This is a genomic window from Acidovorax sp. LjRoot117 (assembly GCF_964252695.1).
Lineage (GTDB): Bacteria > Pseudomonadota > Gammaproteobacteria > Burkholderiales > Burkholderiaceae_C > Acidovorax.
In genome coordinates this window covers 44,699-61,903 of sequence record NZ_CAXUPO020000007.1, presented here as the reverse complement: position 1 = coordinate 61,903, position 17,205 = coordinate 44,699, and the positions used below count along the sequence as shown (strand labels likewise).

General features: G+C 63.6%; 19 protein-coding genes. 11 read left to right on the top strand and 8 right to left on the bottom strand.

All coding sequences use genetic code 11. The features are described from left to right. Window positions 1–2 precede the first annotated feature (2 nt). From rpmI to ACSQ3D_RS18100, 5 genes are all read right to left on the bottom strand, one after another. Window positions 3–206, bottom strand: coding sequence for a 50S ribosomal protein L35 (rpmI, locus tag ACSQ3D_RS18120; protein WP_056413729.1), 204 nt, complete (start codon window positions 204–206; stop codon window positions 3–5). A 204-nt stretch (window positions 207–410) separates the two neighbouring features. Further along, window positions 411–1,016: a translation initiation factor IF-3 gene (gene infC / locus ACSQ3D_RS18115; protein ID WP_082485817.1), complete on the bottom strand. Its 606-nt coding sequence runs from the start codon at window positions 1,014–1,016 to the stop codon at window positions 411–413. 80 nt (window positions 1,017–1,096) lie between these two features. After that, window positions 1,097–3,034 (bottom strand): threonine--tRNA ligase, encoded by a 1,938-nt coding sequence (gene thrS / locus ACSQ3D_RS18110; RefSeq protein WP_436127822.1) that lies wholly within the window; start codon window positions 3,032–3,034, stop codon window positions 1,097–1,099. A gap of 350 nt (window positions 3,035–3,384) precedes the next feature. Further along, window positions 3,385–4,716: an isocitrate lyase gene (aceA, locus tag ACSQ3D_RS18105; RefSeq protein WP_056171944.1), complete on the bottom strand. Its 1,332-nt coding sequence runs from the start codon at window positions 4,714–4,716 to the stop codon at window positions 3,385–3,387. 361 nt (window positions 4,717–5,077) lie between these two features. Then, the gene (locus ACSQ3D_RS18100) at window positions 5,078–5,482 is read right to left on the bottom strand and encodes a gamma-glutamylcyclotransferase family protein (RefSeq protein WP_436127821.1); all 405 of its coding nucleotides are present in this window, start codon (window positions 5,480–5,482) and stop codon (window positions 5,078–5,080) included. 38 nt (window positions 5,483–5,520) lie between these two features. Here ACSQ3D_RS18100 and ACSQ3D_RS18095 point away from each other — a divergent pair, with 38 nt between their 5' ends. Beyond that, entirely contained in the window at window positions 5,521–6,468 is a 948-nt protein-coding gene (locus ACSQ3D_RS18095) for a DMT family transporter (RefSeq protein WP_436127820.1), read from the top strand. A gap of 45 nt (window positions 6,469–6,513) precedes the next feature. Here the strand turns inward: ACSQ3D_RS18095 and rraA are convergent, their stop codons facing one another. Then, window positions 6,514–7,026, bottom strand: coding sequence for a ribonuclease E activity regulator RraA (gene rraA, locus ACSQ3D_RS18090; RefSeq protein WP_056171945.1), 513 nt, complete (start codon window positions 7,024–7,026; stop codon window positions 6,514–6,516). A 409-nt stretch (window positions 7,027–7,435) separates the two neighbouring features. Here rraA and ACSQ3D_RS18085 point away from each other — a divergent pair, with 409 nt between their 5' ends. From ACSQ3D_RS18085 to ACSQ3D_RS18045, 9 genes are all read left to right on the top strand, one after another. Then, window positions 7,436–7,771 carry an SWIB/MDM2 domain-containing protein gene (locus ACSQ3D_RS18085; protein ID WP_056171946.1) on the top strand — a complete coding sequence of 112 codons (336 nt, stop codon included), beginning with the start codon at window positions 7,436–7,438 and terminating at the stop codon, window positions 7,769–7,771. A 351-nt stretch (window positions 7,772–8,122) separates the two neighbouring features. Continuing rightward, window positions 8,123–10,246, top strand: a complete 2,124-nt coding sequence (locus ACSQ3D_RS18080) for a TonB-dependent receptor (protein WP_436127924.1) — start codon at window positions 8,123–8,125, stop codon at window positions 10,244–10,246. Window positions 10,247–10,346: 100 nt separating this feature from the next. Further along, window positions 10,347–11,039, top strand: coding sequence for a Fe2+-dependent dioxygenase (locus ACSQ3D_RS18075; RefSeq protein WP_436127819.1), 693 nt, complete (start codon window positions 10,347–10,349; stop codon window positions 11,037–11,039). Between the two features lie 160 nt (window positions 11,040–11,199). Beyond that, window positions 11,200–12,327 (top strand): alpha-hydroxy acid oxidase, encoded by a 1,128-nt coding sequence (locus tag ACSQ3D_RS18070; RefSeq protein ID WP_436127818.1) that lies wholly within the window; start codon window positions 11,200–11,202, stop codon window positions 12,325–12,327. Window positions 12,328–12,438: 111 nt separating this feature from the next. Then, a complete protein-coding gene (locus ACSQ3D_RS18065) occupies window positions 12,439–12,711 on the top strand; it encodes a (2Fe-2S)-binding protein (protein ID WP_056171951.1) in 273 nt (90 codons plus the stop codon). A gap of 98 nt (window positions 12,712–12,809) precedes the next feature. Further along, entirely contained in the window at window positions 12,810–13,496 is a 687-nt protein-coding gene (locus ACSQ3D_RS18060) for an energy transducer TonB (protein ID WP_436127817.1), read from the top strand. A gap of 50 nt (window positions 13,497–13,546) precedes the next feature. Continuing rightward, the gene (locus tag ACSQ3D_RS18055) at window positions 13,547–14,266 is read left to right on the top strand and encodes a MotA/TolQ/ExbB proton channel family protein (protein WP_056171955.1); all 720 of its coding nucleotides are present in this window, start codon (window positions 13,547–13,549) and stop codon (window positions 14,264–14,266) included. Window positions 14,267–14,269: 3 nt separating this feature from the next. After that, complete coding sequence (locus tag ACSQ3D_RS18050; protein ID WP_056171957.1) at window positions 14,270–14,680, top strand: ExbD/TolR family protein; 411 nt, start codon at window positions 14,270–14,272, stop codon at window positions 14,678–14,680. A 325-nt stretch (window positions 14,681–15,005) separates the two neighbouring features. Beyond that, window positions 15,006–15,431: a hypothetical protein gene (locus ACSQ3D_RS18045; protein ID WP_436127816.1), complete on the top strand. Its 426-nt coding sequence runs from the start codon at window positions 15,006–15,008 to the stop codon at window positions 15,429–15,431. 37 nt (window positions 15,432–15,468) lie between these two features. On the opposite strand, the gene ACSQ3D_RS18040 is transcribed toward ACSQ3D_RS18045, so the two are convergent. Continuing rightward, entirely contained in the window at window positions 15,469–15,879 is a 411-nt protein-coding gene (locus ACSQ3D_RS18040) for a GFA family protein (RefSeq protein ID WP_436127815.1), read from the bottom strand. A 145-nt stretch (window positions 15,880–16,024) separates the two neighbouring features. Between ACSQ3D_RS18040 and hemP the strand changes: the two genes are divergently transcribed. Further along, the gene (gene hemP / locus ACSQ3D_RS18035) at window positions 16,025–16,246 is read left to right on the top strand and encodes a hemin uptake protein HemP (protein ID WP_056413745.1); all 222 of its coding nucleotides are present in this window, start codon (window positions 16,025–16,027) and stop codon (window positions 16,244–16,246) included. Between the two features lie 326 nt (window positions 16,247–16,572). On the opposite strand, the gene ACSQ3D_RS18030 is transcribed toward hemP, so the two are convergent. Continuing rightward, window positions 16,573–16,980: a GlcG/HbpS family heme-binding protein gene (locus ACSQ3D_RS18030; protein ID WP_436127814.1), complete on the bottom strand. Its 408-nt coding sequence runs from the start codon at window positions 16,978–16,980 to the stop codon at window positions 16,573–16,575. Window positions 16,981–17,205: the final 225 nt, after the last annotated feature.

Sequence of the window (17,205 nt, the reverse complement as noted above, 5' to 3'; positions counted from 1 at the left end):
AATTAAACGCCCATGCCGGGCAGCATTTGCGCGATGTGACCCATATTGGTCTCATGCACAGCCACTGCACCACGCAACTGGCGCTTGTTCTTGGTGGTCTTCTTGGTCAAGATGTGACGCTTGAAGGCTTGACCGCGCTTGACGGTGCCACCGGGACGAACGCGGAAACGTTTTTTCGCGCTGCTCTTGGTCTTCATTTTGGGCATGTGAATGCTCCTTTTTCATTGTGCTCGCGAGGCGTTTGCAAACCGATCTGCAAACTTGTTGGCCCCGAGCCACTTTTTCAGCCGGTTTGCACCAGCTGCATGGCAGCGCGTGAACGCTGCCTATTGCCCGGCGTACCCCTTGCGGAGCAAGCCTGGCAAATTCTGTCTCTTTGTCTCTGCTGCTGCGGCGGCGGCTTCGCCGCCTCAGGCGGCGCTGCCCGAAGGCGTGCCTTCGGCAGCGGGCTTGACCGGTGCAGGCTTTTTCTTGCCTGGTGCGATCATCATGATCATCTGGCGGCCTTCCAGCTTGGGAAACTGCTCGATGACGATGGAATCGGCCAGCTCATCGCGAATGCGGTTGAGCAGTGCCAGCCCCAGTTCCTGGTGCGTGATTTCACGGCCGCGAAAACGCAGCGTGATCTTGCATTTGTCACCCTCTGCCAGGAAGCGGCGGATGTTGCGCATCTTGATGTTGTAGTCGCCATCGTCCGTACCGGGACGGAATTTGACTTCCTTGATCTCGATGACCGTCTGCTTGGCCTTGGCCTCGGCAGCGCGCTTTTGCTCCTGGTACTTGAACTTGCCGTAGTCCATCAGGCGGCACACCGGCGGATTCGCTGTGGCAGCGATTTCCACCAGATCCACATCCAGCTCGCCTGCCATGCGCAGGGCTTCCATGAGGCTGACCACGCCCAAAGGCTCGTTCTCTGGCCCGGACAGACGGACTTCCGGGGCCATGATTTCACGGTTCAGGCGGTGCTTGCGCTCTTCACGGTGGCGACGATCACGAAATTCAGTAGCGATGGCTATCTTCCTTCAATCAAATTACTACAAAAAATGTAGCTACAACCGCGCAGCTGGCATGCGACAAAGCATGTTTTGAATCAAACTCAGGCTTTGGTGGCGATGTCCTGGGCGATCAACTCAGCGAACGCTTCAATGGACATCACTCCGAGGTCACGATTGCCCCGGGCGCGCACTGCGACGGCGCCTGCGGCCTTTTCCTTGTCGCCCGCGACGAGGATGTACGGCAGCTTTTGCAACGAATGCTCCCGTATTTTATACGTAATCTTCTCGTTGCGCAGATCTACCGCCACCCTAAGGTCTTGATTCGGCAGCGCTTTTTCAAGCTTTGCTGCAATTTCGCGACAGTAGTCGGCCTGCGCGTCGGTGATATTGAGCACCGCCACCTGCACCGGAGCCAGCCACAGAGGGAAGGCGCCGGCGTAGTGTTCGATCAGCATGCCGATGAAACGCTCCATGCTGCCCACGGTGGCGCGGTGCAGCATCAGCGGGCGCTTGCGGGTGCCGTCTTCGGCCACGTATTCGGCGTCCAGGCGCTCGGGCAGGTTGGGGTCGATCTGCATCGTGCCGCATTGCCACTGGCGGCCCAGCGCGTCTTTCAGCGTGTATTCGATCTTGGGGCCGTAGAAGGCGCCCTCGCCTTCGGCGATCTCGAACTCGCAGCCCGAATGGCGCAAGCCGTCCATCAGCGCCTTTTCGGCGCGGTCCCACGACTCATCGGTGCCGATGCGCGCGGCCGGCCGGGTGGCCACCTTGTAGATGATGTTGGTGAAGCCGAAGTCCTTGTAGACCTTCTGCACCAGCGCCGTGTAGTTGGCGCACTCTTCCAGCACCTGCTCTTCGGTGCAGAAGATGTGGCCGTCGTCCTGCGTGAAGCCGCGCACGCGCATGATGCCGTGCAGGCCGCCGGTGGGCTCGTTGCGGTGGCAGGCACCGAATTCGCCGTACCGCAGCGGCAGGTCGCGGTAGCTCTTGATGCCCTGCTTGTAGATCAGGATGTGGCCGGGGCAGTTCATCGGCTTGAGCGCGTACTCGCGCTTTTCCGACTCGGTCGTGAACATGTTCTCGTGGTACTTGTCCCAGTGGCCGGTCTTCTCCCACAGCTGCTTGTCCAGGATCTGCGGGCCCTTGACCTCCTGGTAGCCGTTGTTGCGGTACACGCGGCGCATGTACTGCTCCACCTCCTGCCACAACGCCCAGCCCTTGGGGTGCCAGAACACGGTGCCGGGCGAGTGCTCGTCCATGTGGAACAGGTCGAGTTCGCGGCCCAGCTTGCGGTGGTCGCGCTTTTCGGCCTCCTCCAGCATGGTGAGGTACTGCTGCAGCTCGTCCTTCGTGGCCCAGGCCGTGCCATAGATGCGCTGGAGCATCTCGTTGCGGTGGTCGCCACGCCAGTAGGCGCCAGCCACCTTCATCAGCTTGAAGAACTTGAGCTTGCCGGTGCTGGGCACGTGGGGGCCGCGGCACAGGTCTTCGAACGCGCCTTCGCGGTACAGGCTCACATCCTCGTTGCTGGGGATGCTGGCGATGATCTCGGCCTTGTAGTTCTCGCCCAGGCCCTTGAAGTACGCCACCGCCTCGTCGCGCGGCAGTACGCGGCGCGACACGGGCTCGTCCTTGGCGGCCAGCTCGGTCATGCGCTTTTCGATGGCGACCAGGTCTTCGGGCGTGAAGGGGCGCTTGTACGCAAAGTCGTAGAAGAAACCGTTCTCGATCACCGGGCCGATGGTCACCTGGGCTTCCGGAAACAGGTCCTTGACGGCGTAGGCCAGCAAGTGGGCGGTGGAGTGGCGGATCACGTCCAGCCCGTCGGCATCCTTGGCCGTCACGATGGACAGCGGGCTGTCGGCCGTGATCTGGTAGCTGGTGTCCACGACCTTGAAGCCTTCACCACCTTCGGCAGGGATCTTGCCGGCCAGGGCGGCCTTGGCCAGGCCGGTGCCAATCGACGCGGCCACTTCAGCGACCGTGACCGGGCCGGGAAACTCGCGCTGCGAACCATCGGGAAGGGTGATGTGAATCATGGGACGACTGCTCTTTCTTTGGAATCAGTACGAAAAGGTGTGAGGGTGGGTGCGGGCACGCGCCAAGCCCAAAAACAAAAAAGCGCGGAACAGGTCCGCGCTTTTGGAGGGGTGTGCAATCTCGTGCAGGCGCGAACAGCCAGCCTTAACGGCCGGTCGACATCTCCGATGTAGTTCGCGGTGTCATAACCAGATTGCCTTTCTCGCTCTTGTGCAGTGAATTTCCCGCCATTTTAACCCTGCGCAAAGCAAAAAGCCCGAAGCGGGTGCTCCGGGCTTCACAGACTGGCGGGTTTTGATGGGTTTTGCGCCACACCGCGGCGGCGCAAGACCCCCGTCCACCCCGCTGATCAGTGGAACTGCTCTTCCTCGGTCGAACCCGTCAGGGCCTTCACGCTGGACGAACCACCTTGGATCACCGTGGTCACGTCGTCGAAGTAGCCTGCGCCCACTTCCTGCTGGTGCGACACGAAGGTGTAGCCCTTGTCGCGTGCGGCGAATTCCGGCTCTTGCACCATGTTCACGTAGTGCTTCATGCCTTCGCCGTTGGCGTAGGCGTGGGCGAACTGGAACGTGTTGAACCAGTTGATGTGGATGCCGGCCAGCGTGATGAACTGGTACTTGTAGCCCAGGGCCGACAGGTCTTCCTGGAACGACGCGATCTGGCTGTCGTTGAGGTTCTTCTTCCAGTTGAACGATGGCGAGCAGTTGTACGACAGCAGCTTGCCGGGGCAGGCGGCGTGCACGGCCTGGGCGAATTCACGGGCGAAGCCGATGTCCGGCACGCCGGTTTCGCACCACACCAGGTCGGCGTAGGGGGCATAGGCCACGCCGCGGCTGATGGCTTGCTCCAGGCCGTTCTTCACGCGGTAGAAGCCTTCTTGCGTGCGCTCGCCGGTCAGGAAGGGCTTGTCGTTGGCGTCGTGGTCGGACGTGATCAGGTTGGCGGCTTCCGCGTCGGTGCGGGCCAGCACGATGGTGGACACGCCCATCACGTCAGCGGCAAAACGGGCGGAGATCAGCTTCTCGCAGGCTTCCTGCGTGGGCACCAGCACCTTGCCACCCATGTGGCCGCACTTCTTGACTGCGGCCAGCTGGTCTTCGAAGTGAACGCCTGCAGCGCCCGACTGGATCATGTTCTTCATGAGTTCGAAGGCGTTCAGCACGCCGCCGAAACCGGCTTCCGCGTCGGCCACGATGGGCAGGAAGTAGTCGATGAATTCCTTGTCGCCGGGGTTGATGCCGCGGCCCCACTGGATTTCGTCAGCGCGCTTGAAGGTGTTGTTGATGCGGCGAACCATGGTCGGCACCGAGTCGTAGGCGTACAGCGACTGGTCGGGGTACATGGTCTCGGAGGTGTTGCCGTCAGCGGCCACTTGCCAGCCCGACAGGTACACGGCTTCGAGGCCTGCCTTGGCCTGCTGCATGGCCTGGCCGGCCGAGATGGCGCCGAACGCGTTCACGTAGCCCTTCTTGGCGCCGCCGTTGATCTTGTCCCACAGCTTTTCAGCGCCGCGCTTGGCCAGCGTGTGCTCGATGGGCAGCGAGCCGCGCAGGCGCACCACGTCGGCAGCGGAGTAGCCGCGCTTCACACCCTTCCAGCGGGGGTTCTGGGCCCAGTCTTTTTCCAGGGCGGCAATTTGCTGTTCGCGGCTCAGTTGTTCGTTGAGGGATTGGGGCATGGGGATCACTCCGAAGGTTGGTTGAAAACGCCGGGCTGCTGGTGCCGCCCTTGGAGACAACTTTAAGTCTTCTATAAGACTTGAGCAAGCTCTTATGTCTTATACAAGAGATAAATTTTTTCCTTGCAAAACAACAGCTTAAACACGCAATTTCTCAATACAGAAATTGATTTCTCATATCGAGAAAAATTGCGGCAATGCAACATCTATCGCGTTTTGCCATGTGGAATCAAAATTCCGTATCGCAAAATTGGATTGCCTCGTTGACTGATCGTAGAGATACTGTGTGTCAGCCTTTGCATCACCTGGGCTCACCCTACCCCTCCGTGCCCCTTCTCCTCCCCTTGCGCCCACCAGGCTGTCACAAGAACTTCACCCAATCCCCTTCCGGAACGCGCGCGGCCGACAGCACGAAGCGGGGGTTGATCTCGTACACCAGGCAGGGCAACGGCTCACCATTCACTTCGACGTCGATCTCGCGCTTGATGTATTCGTCCGTGGGGTTCTCACCCAGCGACTCGATCTCGTCCAGCACGTCTTCGAGCGCGGGCTCGATGGCGTAGACCTCGCCATGCACCCATTCCGCCCCACCGAGCGTGACGCCCGGGTAGGCGCCCAGGTGGTACAGGATGCCGGCGATGCGCCCCCGCCCCACGAACAGGGGCGGCGGCTCCAGGCGCGTGATGTCGTTGCTGCAGCCCTGGCGCAGGGTGCCGTACACAAAAACCCAGCGGGACGGCGGAAGGGGGCTGGTTTCGTCGGGCATGATGCGCACTCATTTTTTGTTGAACAGCCCGCAGTTTAGTGACCACTCCCAGCCGCCCCTTCGCCTACCTGTGCCTGGCCCTGAGCATGGCGTTGGTGGGCAGCTACGTGGCGCTGTCCAAACCGCTGGCTGCGGTGCTGCCGGTGTTTCTGCTGGCCTGGATGCGGTTCGGCATCGGCGGCCTTGCCATGGTGCACTGGCTGCGCAAGCCGGCCAACGAGCCCCCGCTCACCCCGCAAACCAAGCGCCTGTTGTTCCTGGAATCCTTTCTGGGCAACTTCATGTTCACCATCTGCATGCTGTACGGGGTGACCCTGACCGATGCGATCTCTGCCGGCGTGACGCTGGCGGCCATTCCGGCCGCGGTGGCCGTGATGGGCTGGGCCTTCCTGAAAGAGCGCGTGGCGCCGCGCACCTGGGCGGCGGTGGTGTGTGCGGTGTTCGGTATTGCGCTGTTCGCGCTATCAAAACCAGAGCTGGCAGCGCATGCTGGGCAAGCGGTAGACGGCAAAAACAGCCACAACCTGGTGTGGCTGGGCCAGTTGCTGCTGGTGGGCGCGGTACTGTGCGAGGCCGCATACACCGTCATCGGCAAGAAGCTCACGGGCAGCCTGGGGCCCAAGCGCATCACCTCGCTCATCAACCTGTGGGGCTTTGTGCTGACCACACCGGCAGGCCTGTACGTGGCGCTGGGTTTTGACTTCGGGGCCGTCGGCTGGAGCACCTGGGCGCTGCTGGTGTTCTATGCGCTGGCCGCGTGCATGTGGACAGTGTGGCTGTGGATGACCGGTCTCAAGGCCGTGCCCGCCGCACAAGGCGGGGTGTTCTCGGTGCTGCTGCCGGTCAGCGCCGCCCTGGTGGGCGTGCTGGCGCTGGGCGAATCGCTCACAGGCCTGCAACTGGTGGCGTTTGTGATTGCGCTCGCCAGCGTGCTGCTGGCCACGCTGCCCTCACGGGCGGCCTTGCGGCTGGGCCGCCGCGGCTGACGCGGCCAGGAGGTCGGCGGGTCGGTCGGCCAGCCGGTAAGGGGGTCAGGCGTGCAGGGCCGTGGCGCTGACGACGATGCCGTCGGCGTCGGCATACAGCCAGTCGCCCGGGCGCACCCACACGCCCTGCACCTGCACCGGCACGTCACGCTGGCCCTCCCCGCGCCGCTCGGTGGGCAGCGGGATGAGCGCCAGCGCGCGGATGCCCACGGCCGCTGCGTTCAGCTCGGCGACATCGCGCACGCAGCCGTCCACCACCAGCCCGGCCCAGCCGTTGCGCGCCGCAGCCGCCGCCAGGTTGCCGCCCACCAGCGCACGGCGCAGCGAGCCGCCGCCGTCGACCACCAGCACCCGCCCTTCTCCCGGCGATTCGACAGCGGCCTTGACCTGCGTGTTGTCCTCGTGGCATTTGACGGTGCTCACCGGCCCACTGAAATGCGCCACGCCGCCGAAGGCCTGGAACGCAGGCGGGAGCACCCGAAAGGCGCCGCTGGTGTCGGCTTTGTGGACGTCGCAGAAATCGCAGGTGCTGAAGGCGGCGGCAGAAGCTGTCGTCATGGGCAGAGACCTTTCATGTCGTTAAGGGGGGTGAAACAGAGTTGAGCGCTGGCTGGAAGCCTGCCGCCGGCAGCGCGGCGGCCTGGCCTGCGCACGGATGGCCATTGTTGCGCAGCCAACGCTGGGCGGGGCTCGCGGGTGGCCAAAGAATGCGCTTCCAAGCGCACCCGACGCCACCCGAAATGTCAGCCGCGGGCCGCCCAAAATGCGCGCTGCACACCCTGCAGGACCAGAAAGGCGGGCCAAAGCACCGACTTTCCAGCCGCCAGAGGGCACCACAGCTACAAATCGAGGCAAAAAAAGCGGTTTCTCCCTTGGAAACGCGTTTTTTTCCCAGTAGCATCGGCCTGCCAGTGGGACAGCCTTGCTTTCGCTGGTGAAGATTGACGTCCAACTAGGAAAACCCAACATGGCAACTGCAAAAAAAGCTCCGGCAAAAACAGCCCCTGCGGCCAAGAAGGCTCCCGCCACCAAGACCGCCGCCCCCGCCAAGAAGCGCACGCCCAACGCAGCCTTCATGAAGGCCCTCACGCCCAGCCCCGCGCTGGCTGCCGTGGTCGGCTCGGCACCGCTGCCACGCACGGAGATCATCAGCAAGCTGTGGGTCTACATCAAGGCCAACAACCTGCAGGACGCCACCAACAAGCGCAACATTAACGCCGACGCCAAGCTCAAGGAGCTGTTCGGCAAGCCCCAGGTGTCGATGTTCGAACTGGCTGGCCTGATCGGCAAGCACGTCAAGTAAGAAGCGCTCCGCGCCCTGAGAAAAAGCCGGCCCTGCCGGCTTTTTTTCGTTGGGACCCCGCCAAAGTGTGGCGTGCAGACGTCAATGCAAATGAGAATGACCCTCATTCGATGTAACATAAAGATGCACGACGAAGCATGACTTTGTGAAGTTTTTCTCACAAGCGTCATTGCATCCGACTCGCTTGCGGCGCACATCGGGCGCCGACCTGCACATCCCCCATCGACGGAGTCCATCTTGGCTAAATCACGCGCTCAGCGCCGCAGCACCGCGCTGCGTCAAACCGCATCCCCTGTTTCCGCCCCCGCCGGCGCATCTTCCGATTTGGCGCTGCTGCCCCTGGGCGCCCTGATGCTGGCCGCCTCCATGGGCGCCATGGCCCAGTCCGGCACACCGGAAGCCACGATGTCCACCGTGACGGTGCAGGAAGCGGCCGAAGTGCAAGGCAAGGACACCCTGCTGCTCAAGAAGACCACCGTCGGCAAGGGCAACCAGGACATCAAGGACATCCCCCAGTCCGTGACGGTGTTCACCGAAAAGCTGATGAACGACCGCAACCAGGACGACTTCCGCGAGGTGCTGCGCACCACGGCGGGCGTGACCTTCCAGTCGGGCGAAACGGGCGAAGAGGACGTGCGCATGCGCGGCTTCTCGCTGGGCCTGGCCGGTGACATCTATGTGGACGGCATGAAGGACGCTCCGCTGATCGAGCGCGACACGTTCAACAACGACCGCATCGAAGTGCTCAAGGGCTCGGCCTCCATGCTGTTCGGCAAGGGCTCGACCGGCGGCATCGTCAACCAGGTCAACAAGTACCAGCTGCTGATCGACCAGCACGAAGCCAGCTACACCTTCGGCACCGGCCAGTTCCACCGCGCCACGGGCGACTTCAACTGGAAGACCGGCGAGAACGCGGCCTTCCGCCTGAACGCCATGGTGCAGGAGTACGACAACTACGGCGCCAAGCAGGACAAGCGCGGCATTGCGCCCACCTTCGCCTGGGGCATCGGCACGCGCGACGAGTTCTCGATCGGGCTGTACTACCTCGAATCCAAGGGCCGCCCGCTCTACAACCACCCCTGGCGCGTGGTCGACGGCAAGATCAACACGCCGCTCGAAGCCCGCAACTACTACGGCCTGGCCAGCGACCACAACAACACCTCGTCGCAGTACGTCACGCTAGGCCACATCCACCGTTTCGACGACAACGGCGAGCTGACCACCCGCCTGCGCTACGGCCAGTACGAGCGCGACCTGCTGGCCAGCACCATCGGCTTTCAGAACGGCAACATCACCCTGGGCCAGATCAACGGCAACACCGTGCTGACCCGCGGCTCCAAGGGCCGCCTGGGCGAAAGCGATGTCCTGCAGGTGCAGAGCGACTACAACAACACCTTCAACTGGGGCGGCCGCAAGCACACGGTGCTGGCCGGCGTCGACTACTACGACGACGATGCCAAGCGCAACCAGAACTACGCCAACACCACGCCGCGCCCCAACACCACCGTGGGCTCGCCCAATGACGGCGCCTGGGTGGCCGACGGCCGCGCCCCGGTGCAGTGGAACACCTTCACGTCGCGCAACCTGGGCCTGTACTTCCAGGACACCGTCGCGATCAACGACACCCTGAAGCTGGTGGGCGGCCTGCGCTACGACAACTTCAAGGCTTCGTACAAGAACGCCACCGGCGCGCTGAGCAACTCCCGCTCCGACAGCCTGGTCAGCCCCCGCGTGGGCCTGCTGTTCCAGCCCACCGAGCTGACCTCGTACTACGTGTCGTACGGCACTTCGTACAACACCTCGGGCGACACCTACCAGTTCGGCAACCCCGGCACGACCACGGCGCGCACGGCCAACACCGACCCCGAAAAGAGCCGCAACTTCGAGATCGGCAGCAAGTTCGAGCTGTTCGAGCGCCGCGCCCTGCTGGGTGTGGCCGCCTTCTACAGCCAGAAGTACAACGAGCGCAACACCGACCCCGACACCGCAGCCCAGCAAGAGCTGCTGTCCGGCAAGCGCCACGCCACCGGCATGGAATTCAACCTGGCCGGCCGCCTGACGCCCCAGTGGGAACTGTTCGCCAACCACACCTGGATCCCCTCGGCCAAGATCGACCACAGCAATGTGGTGGTGCCCGCCAACGGCGGTGGCGCCCAGGCGCAGGGCGACCGCCCCGGCCTCACGCCCAAGCACAGCGGCAGCGTGTGGACGACCTACGCCGTCACTTCCAAGATCCGCGTGGGCGCGGGCGTGACCTACCGCGGCAAGCAAAACCCCGAAGGCTCGCGTGCCGTGTACGCCAGCGGCTTCGCGGTGATGGACGCCATGGTCGAGTACGCGTTCGACGACAAGACGACGCTCAAGCTCAACGTCAACAACCTGTTCGACCGCACCTATGCGGACGGCCTGTACCGCGGCTTCTACACGCCGGGCACGGCACGTTCCGTGCAGGTGTCGCTGAAGACGCGCTTCTGACCTTCGATGCGCTGATGCATCGACATGTCGACGTTGATGCGTTGATGTTCTGACGAAACGACTCCGCCCCTTCATTGGGGCGGAGTCACAATCGGACCCCATGTTCCTGCACATCAAAGACGTACTGACGGCCGACGAGGTGGCCCTGTTCCGGCAAACGCTCTGGGCGGCCGACACCCCCTGGGTGGACGGCGCCCGCAGCGCAGGCAGCCAGGCCGTGCACCAGAAAAACAACCAGCAGCTCGCCAAGGGCAGCGAGCTGTCGGCCCAGCTGCAGGGCATCGTCAAGGCCGCGCTGGCCCGCAATGCGCTCTTTTTTTCGGCCGCCCTGCCCCGGCGCATCTACAACCCGCTGTTCAACCGCTACGGCGACGGCGCCAACTTCTATGGCCGCCACGTGGACAGCGCCGTCATGCACTCCAAGGCAGACAACGCCTGGGTGCGCAGCGACCTGTCGTGCACGCTGTTCCTCACGCAGCCGGACGAATACGACGGCGGCGAACTGGTCGCCACCGAAGCCTGGGGCGACAAGCGCATCAAGCTGCCGGCCGGCGACATGATCCTGTACCCCAGCAGCACCGTGCACCAGGTGTCGCCGGTCACCCGCGGCCACCGCATCAGCAGCTTCTTCTGGGTCGAGAGCATGGTGCGCGGGCTGGAGCAGCGCCAGCTCTTGTTCGACATGGACATGGCCCTGCTGCGCCTGCGCCAGAGCGTGGGCGAGACCGACCCGTCGGTCATCGCCCTGTCGGGCACGTACCACAACCTGCTGCGCATGTGGGCCGACGTGTGACAGGCGCCTGGCAGACCCGCTACAGCCGCAGGCCTGGCCCCAGGTCTGGCTCCAGGTCTTGCCCCACATCCAGCCCTCGGCGGCCATGCCAACCAATTTGCTCATTTATTGATAGCACCTCGCGCTTGCTGAATGCGCGGCAGGTGCTTTTTTCATTGCCATGACACACGTCCCAGCACGCCAACAGCTCCCTCCCGGCCTCGCCAGCCTGGCCGACCATGAGCAGCAGGCCCGGCAACACCTGGACGACAACGCCTGGGCCTACTTCAGCGGCGGCGCGGCCGACGAGATCAGCCTGCGCAGCAACCGCAGCGCGTGGGACGCACTGCCCCTGTGGCCCCGCGTGCTGCGGCCGCTGGCTGGCGGGCACACCCGCGTTGAGCTGCTGGGCCGCACGCTGGCGCACCCCATCCTGCTGGCACCTGTCGCCTTTCAGCGCCTGGCCCATGCCGACGGCGAAGTGGCGATGGCCTATGCGGCCGCGGCACTCGGCGCCGGCGTGGTGCTGAGCACCCAGGCGAGCATGCCGCTGGAGGCCATTGCCCAGGCGGTGCTGCCCGACCCCGGCCGCGGCCCACTGTGGTTTCAGGTGTACCTGCAGCCGGACCGCGGCTTCACCCGCGCCCTGGTCCAGCGCGCCGAGGCCGCGGGGTACGAAGCCCTGGTGCTCACGGTGGACGCGCCCACGAGCGGCGCCCGCGACCGGGAGCGCCGGGCGGGCTTTCGCCTGCCGCCGGGCACCGCGCCCGTCAACCTGGCGGGCATGCAGGCGCCGCCCGCCCCCGCCCTCGGCGCCGACCAGAGCGCGATGTTCGACGGGCTGCTGCACCACGCCCCCACCTGGGACGACGTGGCGTGGCTGCAGTCCATCACCCGGCTGCCCGTGCTGCTCAAAGGCGTGCTGCACCCTGCCGACGCGCGCCAAGCCGTGGCGGCCGGCGTTGCGGGCGTCATCGTGTCCAACCACGGCGGCCGCACACTGGACACCGCCCCGGCCACGGCCACCGCCCTGCCGCGCGTGGTGCAGGCCGTGGGCGGCGCCGTGCCGGTGCTGGTCGATGGCGGCATCCGGCGCGGCACCGACGTGCTCAAGGCGATGGCGCTGGGGGCGTCCGCCGTGCTGGTGGGGCGCCCGGCCGTCTGGGGGCTGGCCAACGCCGGGGCCACCGGCGTCGCCCATGTGCTGCGGATGCTGCGCGACGAGCTGGAGATCGCCATGGCCCTGACCGGTTGCGCCACGCTGGCGGACGCCACGCCGGCCTTGCTGGCTGCAGACAGCCCCGATTGACGCGCCTTTGCGCCGGTTTCTCCCTCTTGGCAGAAATGGTTTATTGCAAATGCGATAGATTCTTATTTATAATAGCGACACCTTCAACAGCCAGCCACACTGCCTGCCGCCATGATCGTCTGTGTTTGCCGTCGGATATCGGACCGTGAGATCGCCCGCCACGCACGTGCCGGAATGAGCTTTGACGAGATCCAGTTCGAGCTGGGCGTCGCCACCCAATGCGGATGCTGCGAAAGCTGCGCCCGCGACGTGGTCGCGCAGTGCAGTGCATCGAACCCGGTGGCCGCACTGCACAACGATGCAGCGCCGCAAACGATCCAGCTTGCCAGCTCCATTTTGGAAAGCAAGTCATGGAACTCCTCTCAACGCTCGCTGGCAGTCTGATCCTCGTCGCAGGCTCGGCCTGGTGGATCTTTCGCAAATAACAAAGGTCTTTTAGAGCTCTAGCGCTTGGTACACAAGCGCTAGCAGCTATCATTTTTATGTCTCACCCTGATCGTTTCGCTCCTCCCGGGGGTGTCAGCCGCAACACCGTGATCGTGGGCTCCGTCATTGCACTGCACGTTGCGGGCATCTGGGCCCTGCAATCGGGTTTGCTGCGCCGCGCGGCTGAAGTCATCGTGCCGGCAGAGCTGCTGAGCGAATTCATCGCCCCGCCGGCTCCCCCGAAGGTCACCCCGCCGCCGCCTGCCCCGCCGCCACCACCGCGCCCCGCCCCCAAGGTGGCCCCGCGCCCGGCACCCATGCCCGTGGCCATCCCGGACCCCACTCCGGCGCCCAACGCGCCTGTCGGCATCACCACGCCCCAGCCGCCCGCCCCGCCCATCGAGGCCCCGGTAGCGCCCCCGGCGCCGCCTGCCCCACCAGCCCCGCCGGCCCCGCCCAAGATCGAGCTGCCGTCGAGCGACGCGGCCTATCTGAACAACCCCAAGCCCAGCTACCCCGCCATCAGCAAGCGCATGGGCGAGCAGGGCAAGGTCGTGCTGCGCGTACTGATCGGCACAGACGGCTTGCCGCAGAAGGTCGAGATCAACAAGTCCAGCGGCTTTGACCGCCTGGACAAGCAGGCGCAGGAAGCCGTGATGCGCTGGCGCTTCGTGCCCGGCAAACGCAACGGTGTGGTCGAGACCATGTGGAACCTGGTCCCTGTCAACTTCGTGCTCGAATAATCAGTCAATCGGTCAATCAACGCTTTAGATCAGCTTCAGGGAGTTTTTTCATGGAATCGCAATTCGGCATCGCCAACGTATGGATCCAGGGTGACTTCGTCACCCGCGCGGTCGCCATCATCCTGCTGGCCATGTCGCTGGCCTCGTGGATCGTCATCTTCATCAAGGCCCTGGACATCATCAAGTTCAAGAAGCACACCCGCGCTGCGCAGGACTTCTGGCACAGCGAGGACTTTGCCGCAGGCCTGACCAAGCTGGGCAGCGACAACACCAACCCCTTCCGCCACCTGGCCCTGGAAGGCCGCGAAGCCACCGCCCACCACCGCAACACCAAGGCCCACCTGCACGACAGCCTGGACGTGAGCGACTGGGTCACGCGCTGCCTGCGCAACTGCATCGACGAGTTCACCGCACGCCTGCAGTCGGGCCTGGCCATCCTGGCCTCGGTCGGCTCCACCGCCCCGTTCATCGGCCTGTTCGGCACCGTCTGGGGCATCTACCACGCACTGGTGGCCATTGGCACGTCGGGCCAGTCCACCATCGACAAGGTGGCCGGCCCCATCGGCGAAGCACTGATCATGACGGCCCTGGGCCTGGCCGTGGCCATCCCCGCCGTGCTGGGCTACAACGCCCTGGTGCGCGGCAACAAGTCCATCCTGGGCGGCCTCAACAGCTTTGCCCACGACCTGCACGCCTACTTCGTGACCGGTGCCCGCGTGAACGCCGGCGGCGAACAGGCCAAGGTCCTGCCCCTCAAGAAAGGCGCGTAAGCCATGGCCTTCGGAACCCAAGACGATGCCGATGACGTGATGAACGAAATCAACATGACGCCCCTGGTGGACGTCATGCTGGTGCTGCTCATCATCTTCATCATCACCGTGCCGGTGATGAAGCACTCGGTCAACGTGGACCTGCCCCGCGCCACCAACCAGCCCGAGGACGTCAAGCCCGAGACCGTGCGCCTGTCGGTGTCGGCTGACGGCAAGTACTTCTGGAACGAAACGCAGGTCACGGAAGAAGAACTCTTCCCCCGCCTGCAGGCCGAGGCTGCCAAACAGCCCCAGCCCGACCTGCACATCCGCGGCGACAAGGAAGTGCGCTACGAACGCGTGGCCCAGGCCATGGCGGCGGCACAGCGGGCGGGCGTGCGCAAGATCGGGTTTGTGACGGACCCGGCGCCTTGATTCAGGGGCTGCGAGACAGCCCTTAGACCTGCCCCTGCCACCCGGCCCGCCCGCTGCACGCTTTGCCTGCAGAGGGTGGGCCGGAATTTTTTTTGATACTTCGCTTTTGCCTCGCCTTTCTTCGGCTGGGAGTTTCATCCGCTGCAGGCTCAAGGCATGTGTGCTCAACCATAAGAAAATCAACTTGACCATATTCAGTGTTGCTTTAATGGTCTTTCCAGATTGACTGCCGTCGCTTTCGCCGGATACGAGCATTGATACGATGATGGCTGTACGCCAATAGCGGCCTCCCCGACCATTCGACCAACTTCGCTTAGCACTTTATATGACCAATTTAGCCTATGGAGCCAAGAAGCTGCGGTGGCTTTGGACCTTCATTGTGTCGGCTTTCACGCTGTCCGCGTCTGCCGCGATGGTTCAAACGGAGCCCGCTGAATTTTCAAGTTTGGAAGCAGCAAAAATATGGTTTGCTCAGGCCTATCCGCGCTATGAAGTAGAAAGTAACCCGGTCCGGAAGGGTGAGGTGGGACAAATTGTCACGTTCTACGGTATGCAAGGTTCCGGAATTATCAGAGCTGTTGGGTGGTACTACGCATGCGGGTCCCTCGGCGGCGACTGTCAATTACTTACGGTCGTCCATCTTGGGGAAATCAAGTCGATGAAAAGCAAGCCCACTGCTGTTTGGTCTGGAACACACCTTGTAGTGCGCGTCGATGGTCGAGAGGTCGGCAGAGTGAAAGTCCCTAAATAAGGCCACTTGCGGATAAAGTTAAAGACTGATTTGGGATTTATGGCTGCTCCTCAAACGACGCCGTGCCTTCCGGCAACCCCACCCAGTCATGTCGCCTACATGTCCAGATCTGCCGCTGCGGCGAGCCGAGCTCGTGCCGTTGTTCGATCGTGCCGATCCGCAGTGAATAAGTGGCGGGATCGCTCACGGCGCAGGCATAGAGCGAGCTGCCGCACACCTCGCAGAACGCCAGAGCGCGCTGGTTGCCGCTGGCGGCAGTCTTGACGTAGGTGCGGGGCGTGCCCCGGGTCAGCCGAAAGCTGGACGCAGGAGCCGCGATGTTGGCCCGAAAGGCAGAGCCTGAGTGGCCCTGGCAATCATCGCAGTGGCAGACCGTGATGGTGCCAGGCTGCACCTCGGCCTCGTAGGCGATCGCACCGCAGTAGCACGCACCGTCAATCTTCATCATGTTCGGAATCCTTGATCTGAATGACCGCTGTGGTCAGATTCTGCCCGGCAAGCAAAAGAACAAAAAGAAACACTCCAGTCGCTTGACTTGTAATTGCGAATCGTTATCATTAGCAAAACGCAATCAAACGCACCAGGAAAAACCCATGCAAGCCACTTTGACCGCCGCTTCGATCCTGCGCCCCGCTTCTGCCAGCAAGGGGGTCTCGCACGCCGACGGGCAAGCAAGCCAACGCACCGAACCTACCGCAGCTGCGGTCGACAGCAGCTCCCTGCTGCAGGGCCAGAAGGCCGTCGCCATCAGCCACAACGGGTCGGTCTACCGCCTGCAGGCCACCAAGCTCGGCAAGCTGATCCTGACCAAATAAGGCAGCCGTTTAGCCATCACCAACACCTGCCGCAGCCCGCGCCTGACCGGTCTTTGCACCTATAGCGCCGCCAGCGGCACCCAGTTTCATCGTGGGGCGACTCCCGGGCTTTCAACAAGCTCGCAAGGGTCGTTTTTGCCAGCCAACGGGTTCACCCCCGCGTAGCCAGGCTTTTTTTGTACCCCGGGGTTCTTCGCTCACAACAAAAAACCGGCCTTGAGCCGGTTTTTTTGTGGGCGACGACAGCGTCACCCGGTAGATTCAAATAAATTTGCCCTCCAGCGCTTGATAGGCAAGCGCCAGAAGCTATCTATTTGATAGCAATCTCAAAGACCCAGTGCAGCGATGCCGGCACGCGCGACCTGCGCGTCCTCGGTGGACTTCACGCCGCTCACGCCCACCGCGCCCAGGCACTGGCCGTCCTTGAGGATCGGCACGCCACCTTCGAGCAGGCCGTCGATGCCAGGCGCGCTCAGGAACGCGGTGCGGCCGCCGTTGACGATGTCCTCATACACCTTGCTCTCGCGCCGGCCCAGGGCGGCCGTGCGGGCCTTGGAGGGGGCGATGTGCGAGGACACGGCGGCGGCGCCGTCCAGGCGCTGCAGCCACAGCAGGTGACCGCCGTCGTCCACGATGGCGATGGTCACGGCCCACTGGTTCTTCAGGGCTTCGGCTTCGGCAGCGGCGGCAATGGCCTTGACGTCGGCGAGTTCGAGTTCGTGCTTGGTCTTCATGGATGTGTCCGGGTGGAGGAAAAGAAAGAGTCGAAGAAAGGTCGCCCGGACGAACCGCAGGGGCCCGCCGGAGCAATGAACCATCAAGCATAGCGGCATCCACAGGGCCGCTCACCCCTACGCAGGGTGAAAGTACCCTTACCAAAAGTAGGTAAGCGGGTGCGGTCATTGCGAGGCCAAAAACCGTCTCCACCTAGAATTTGCAATGTCTGCGCTGTGCAGGCC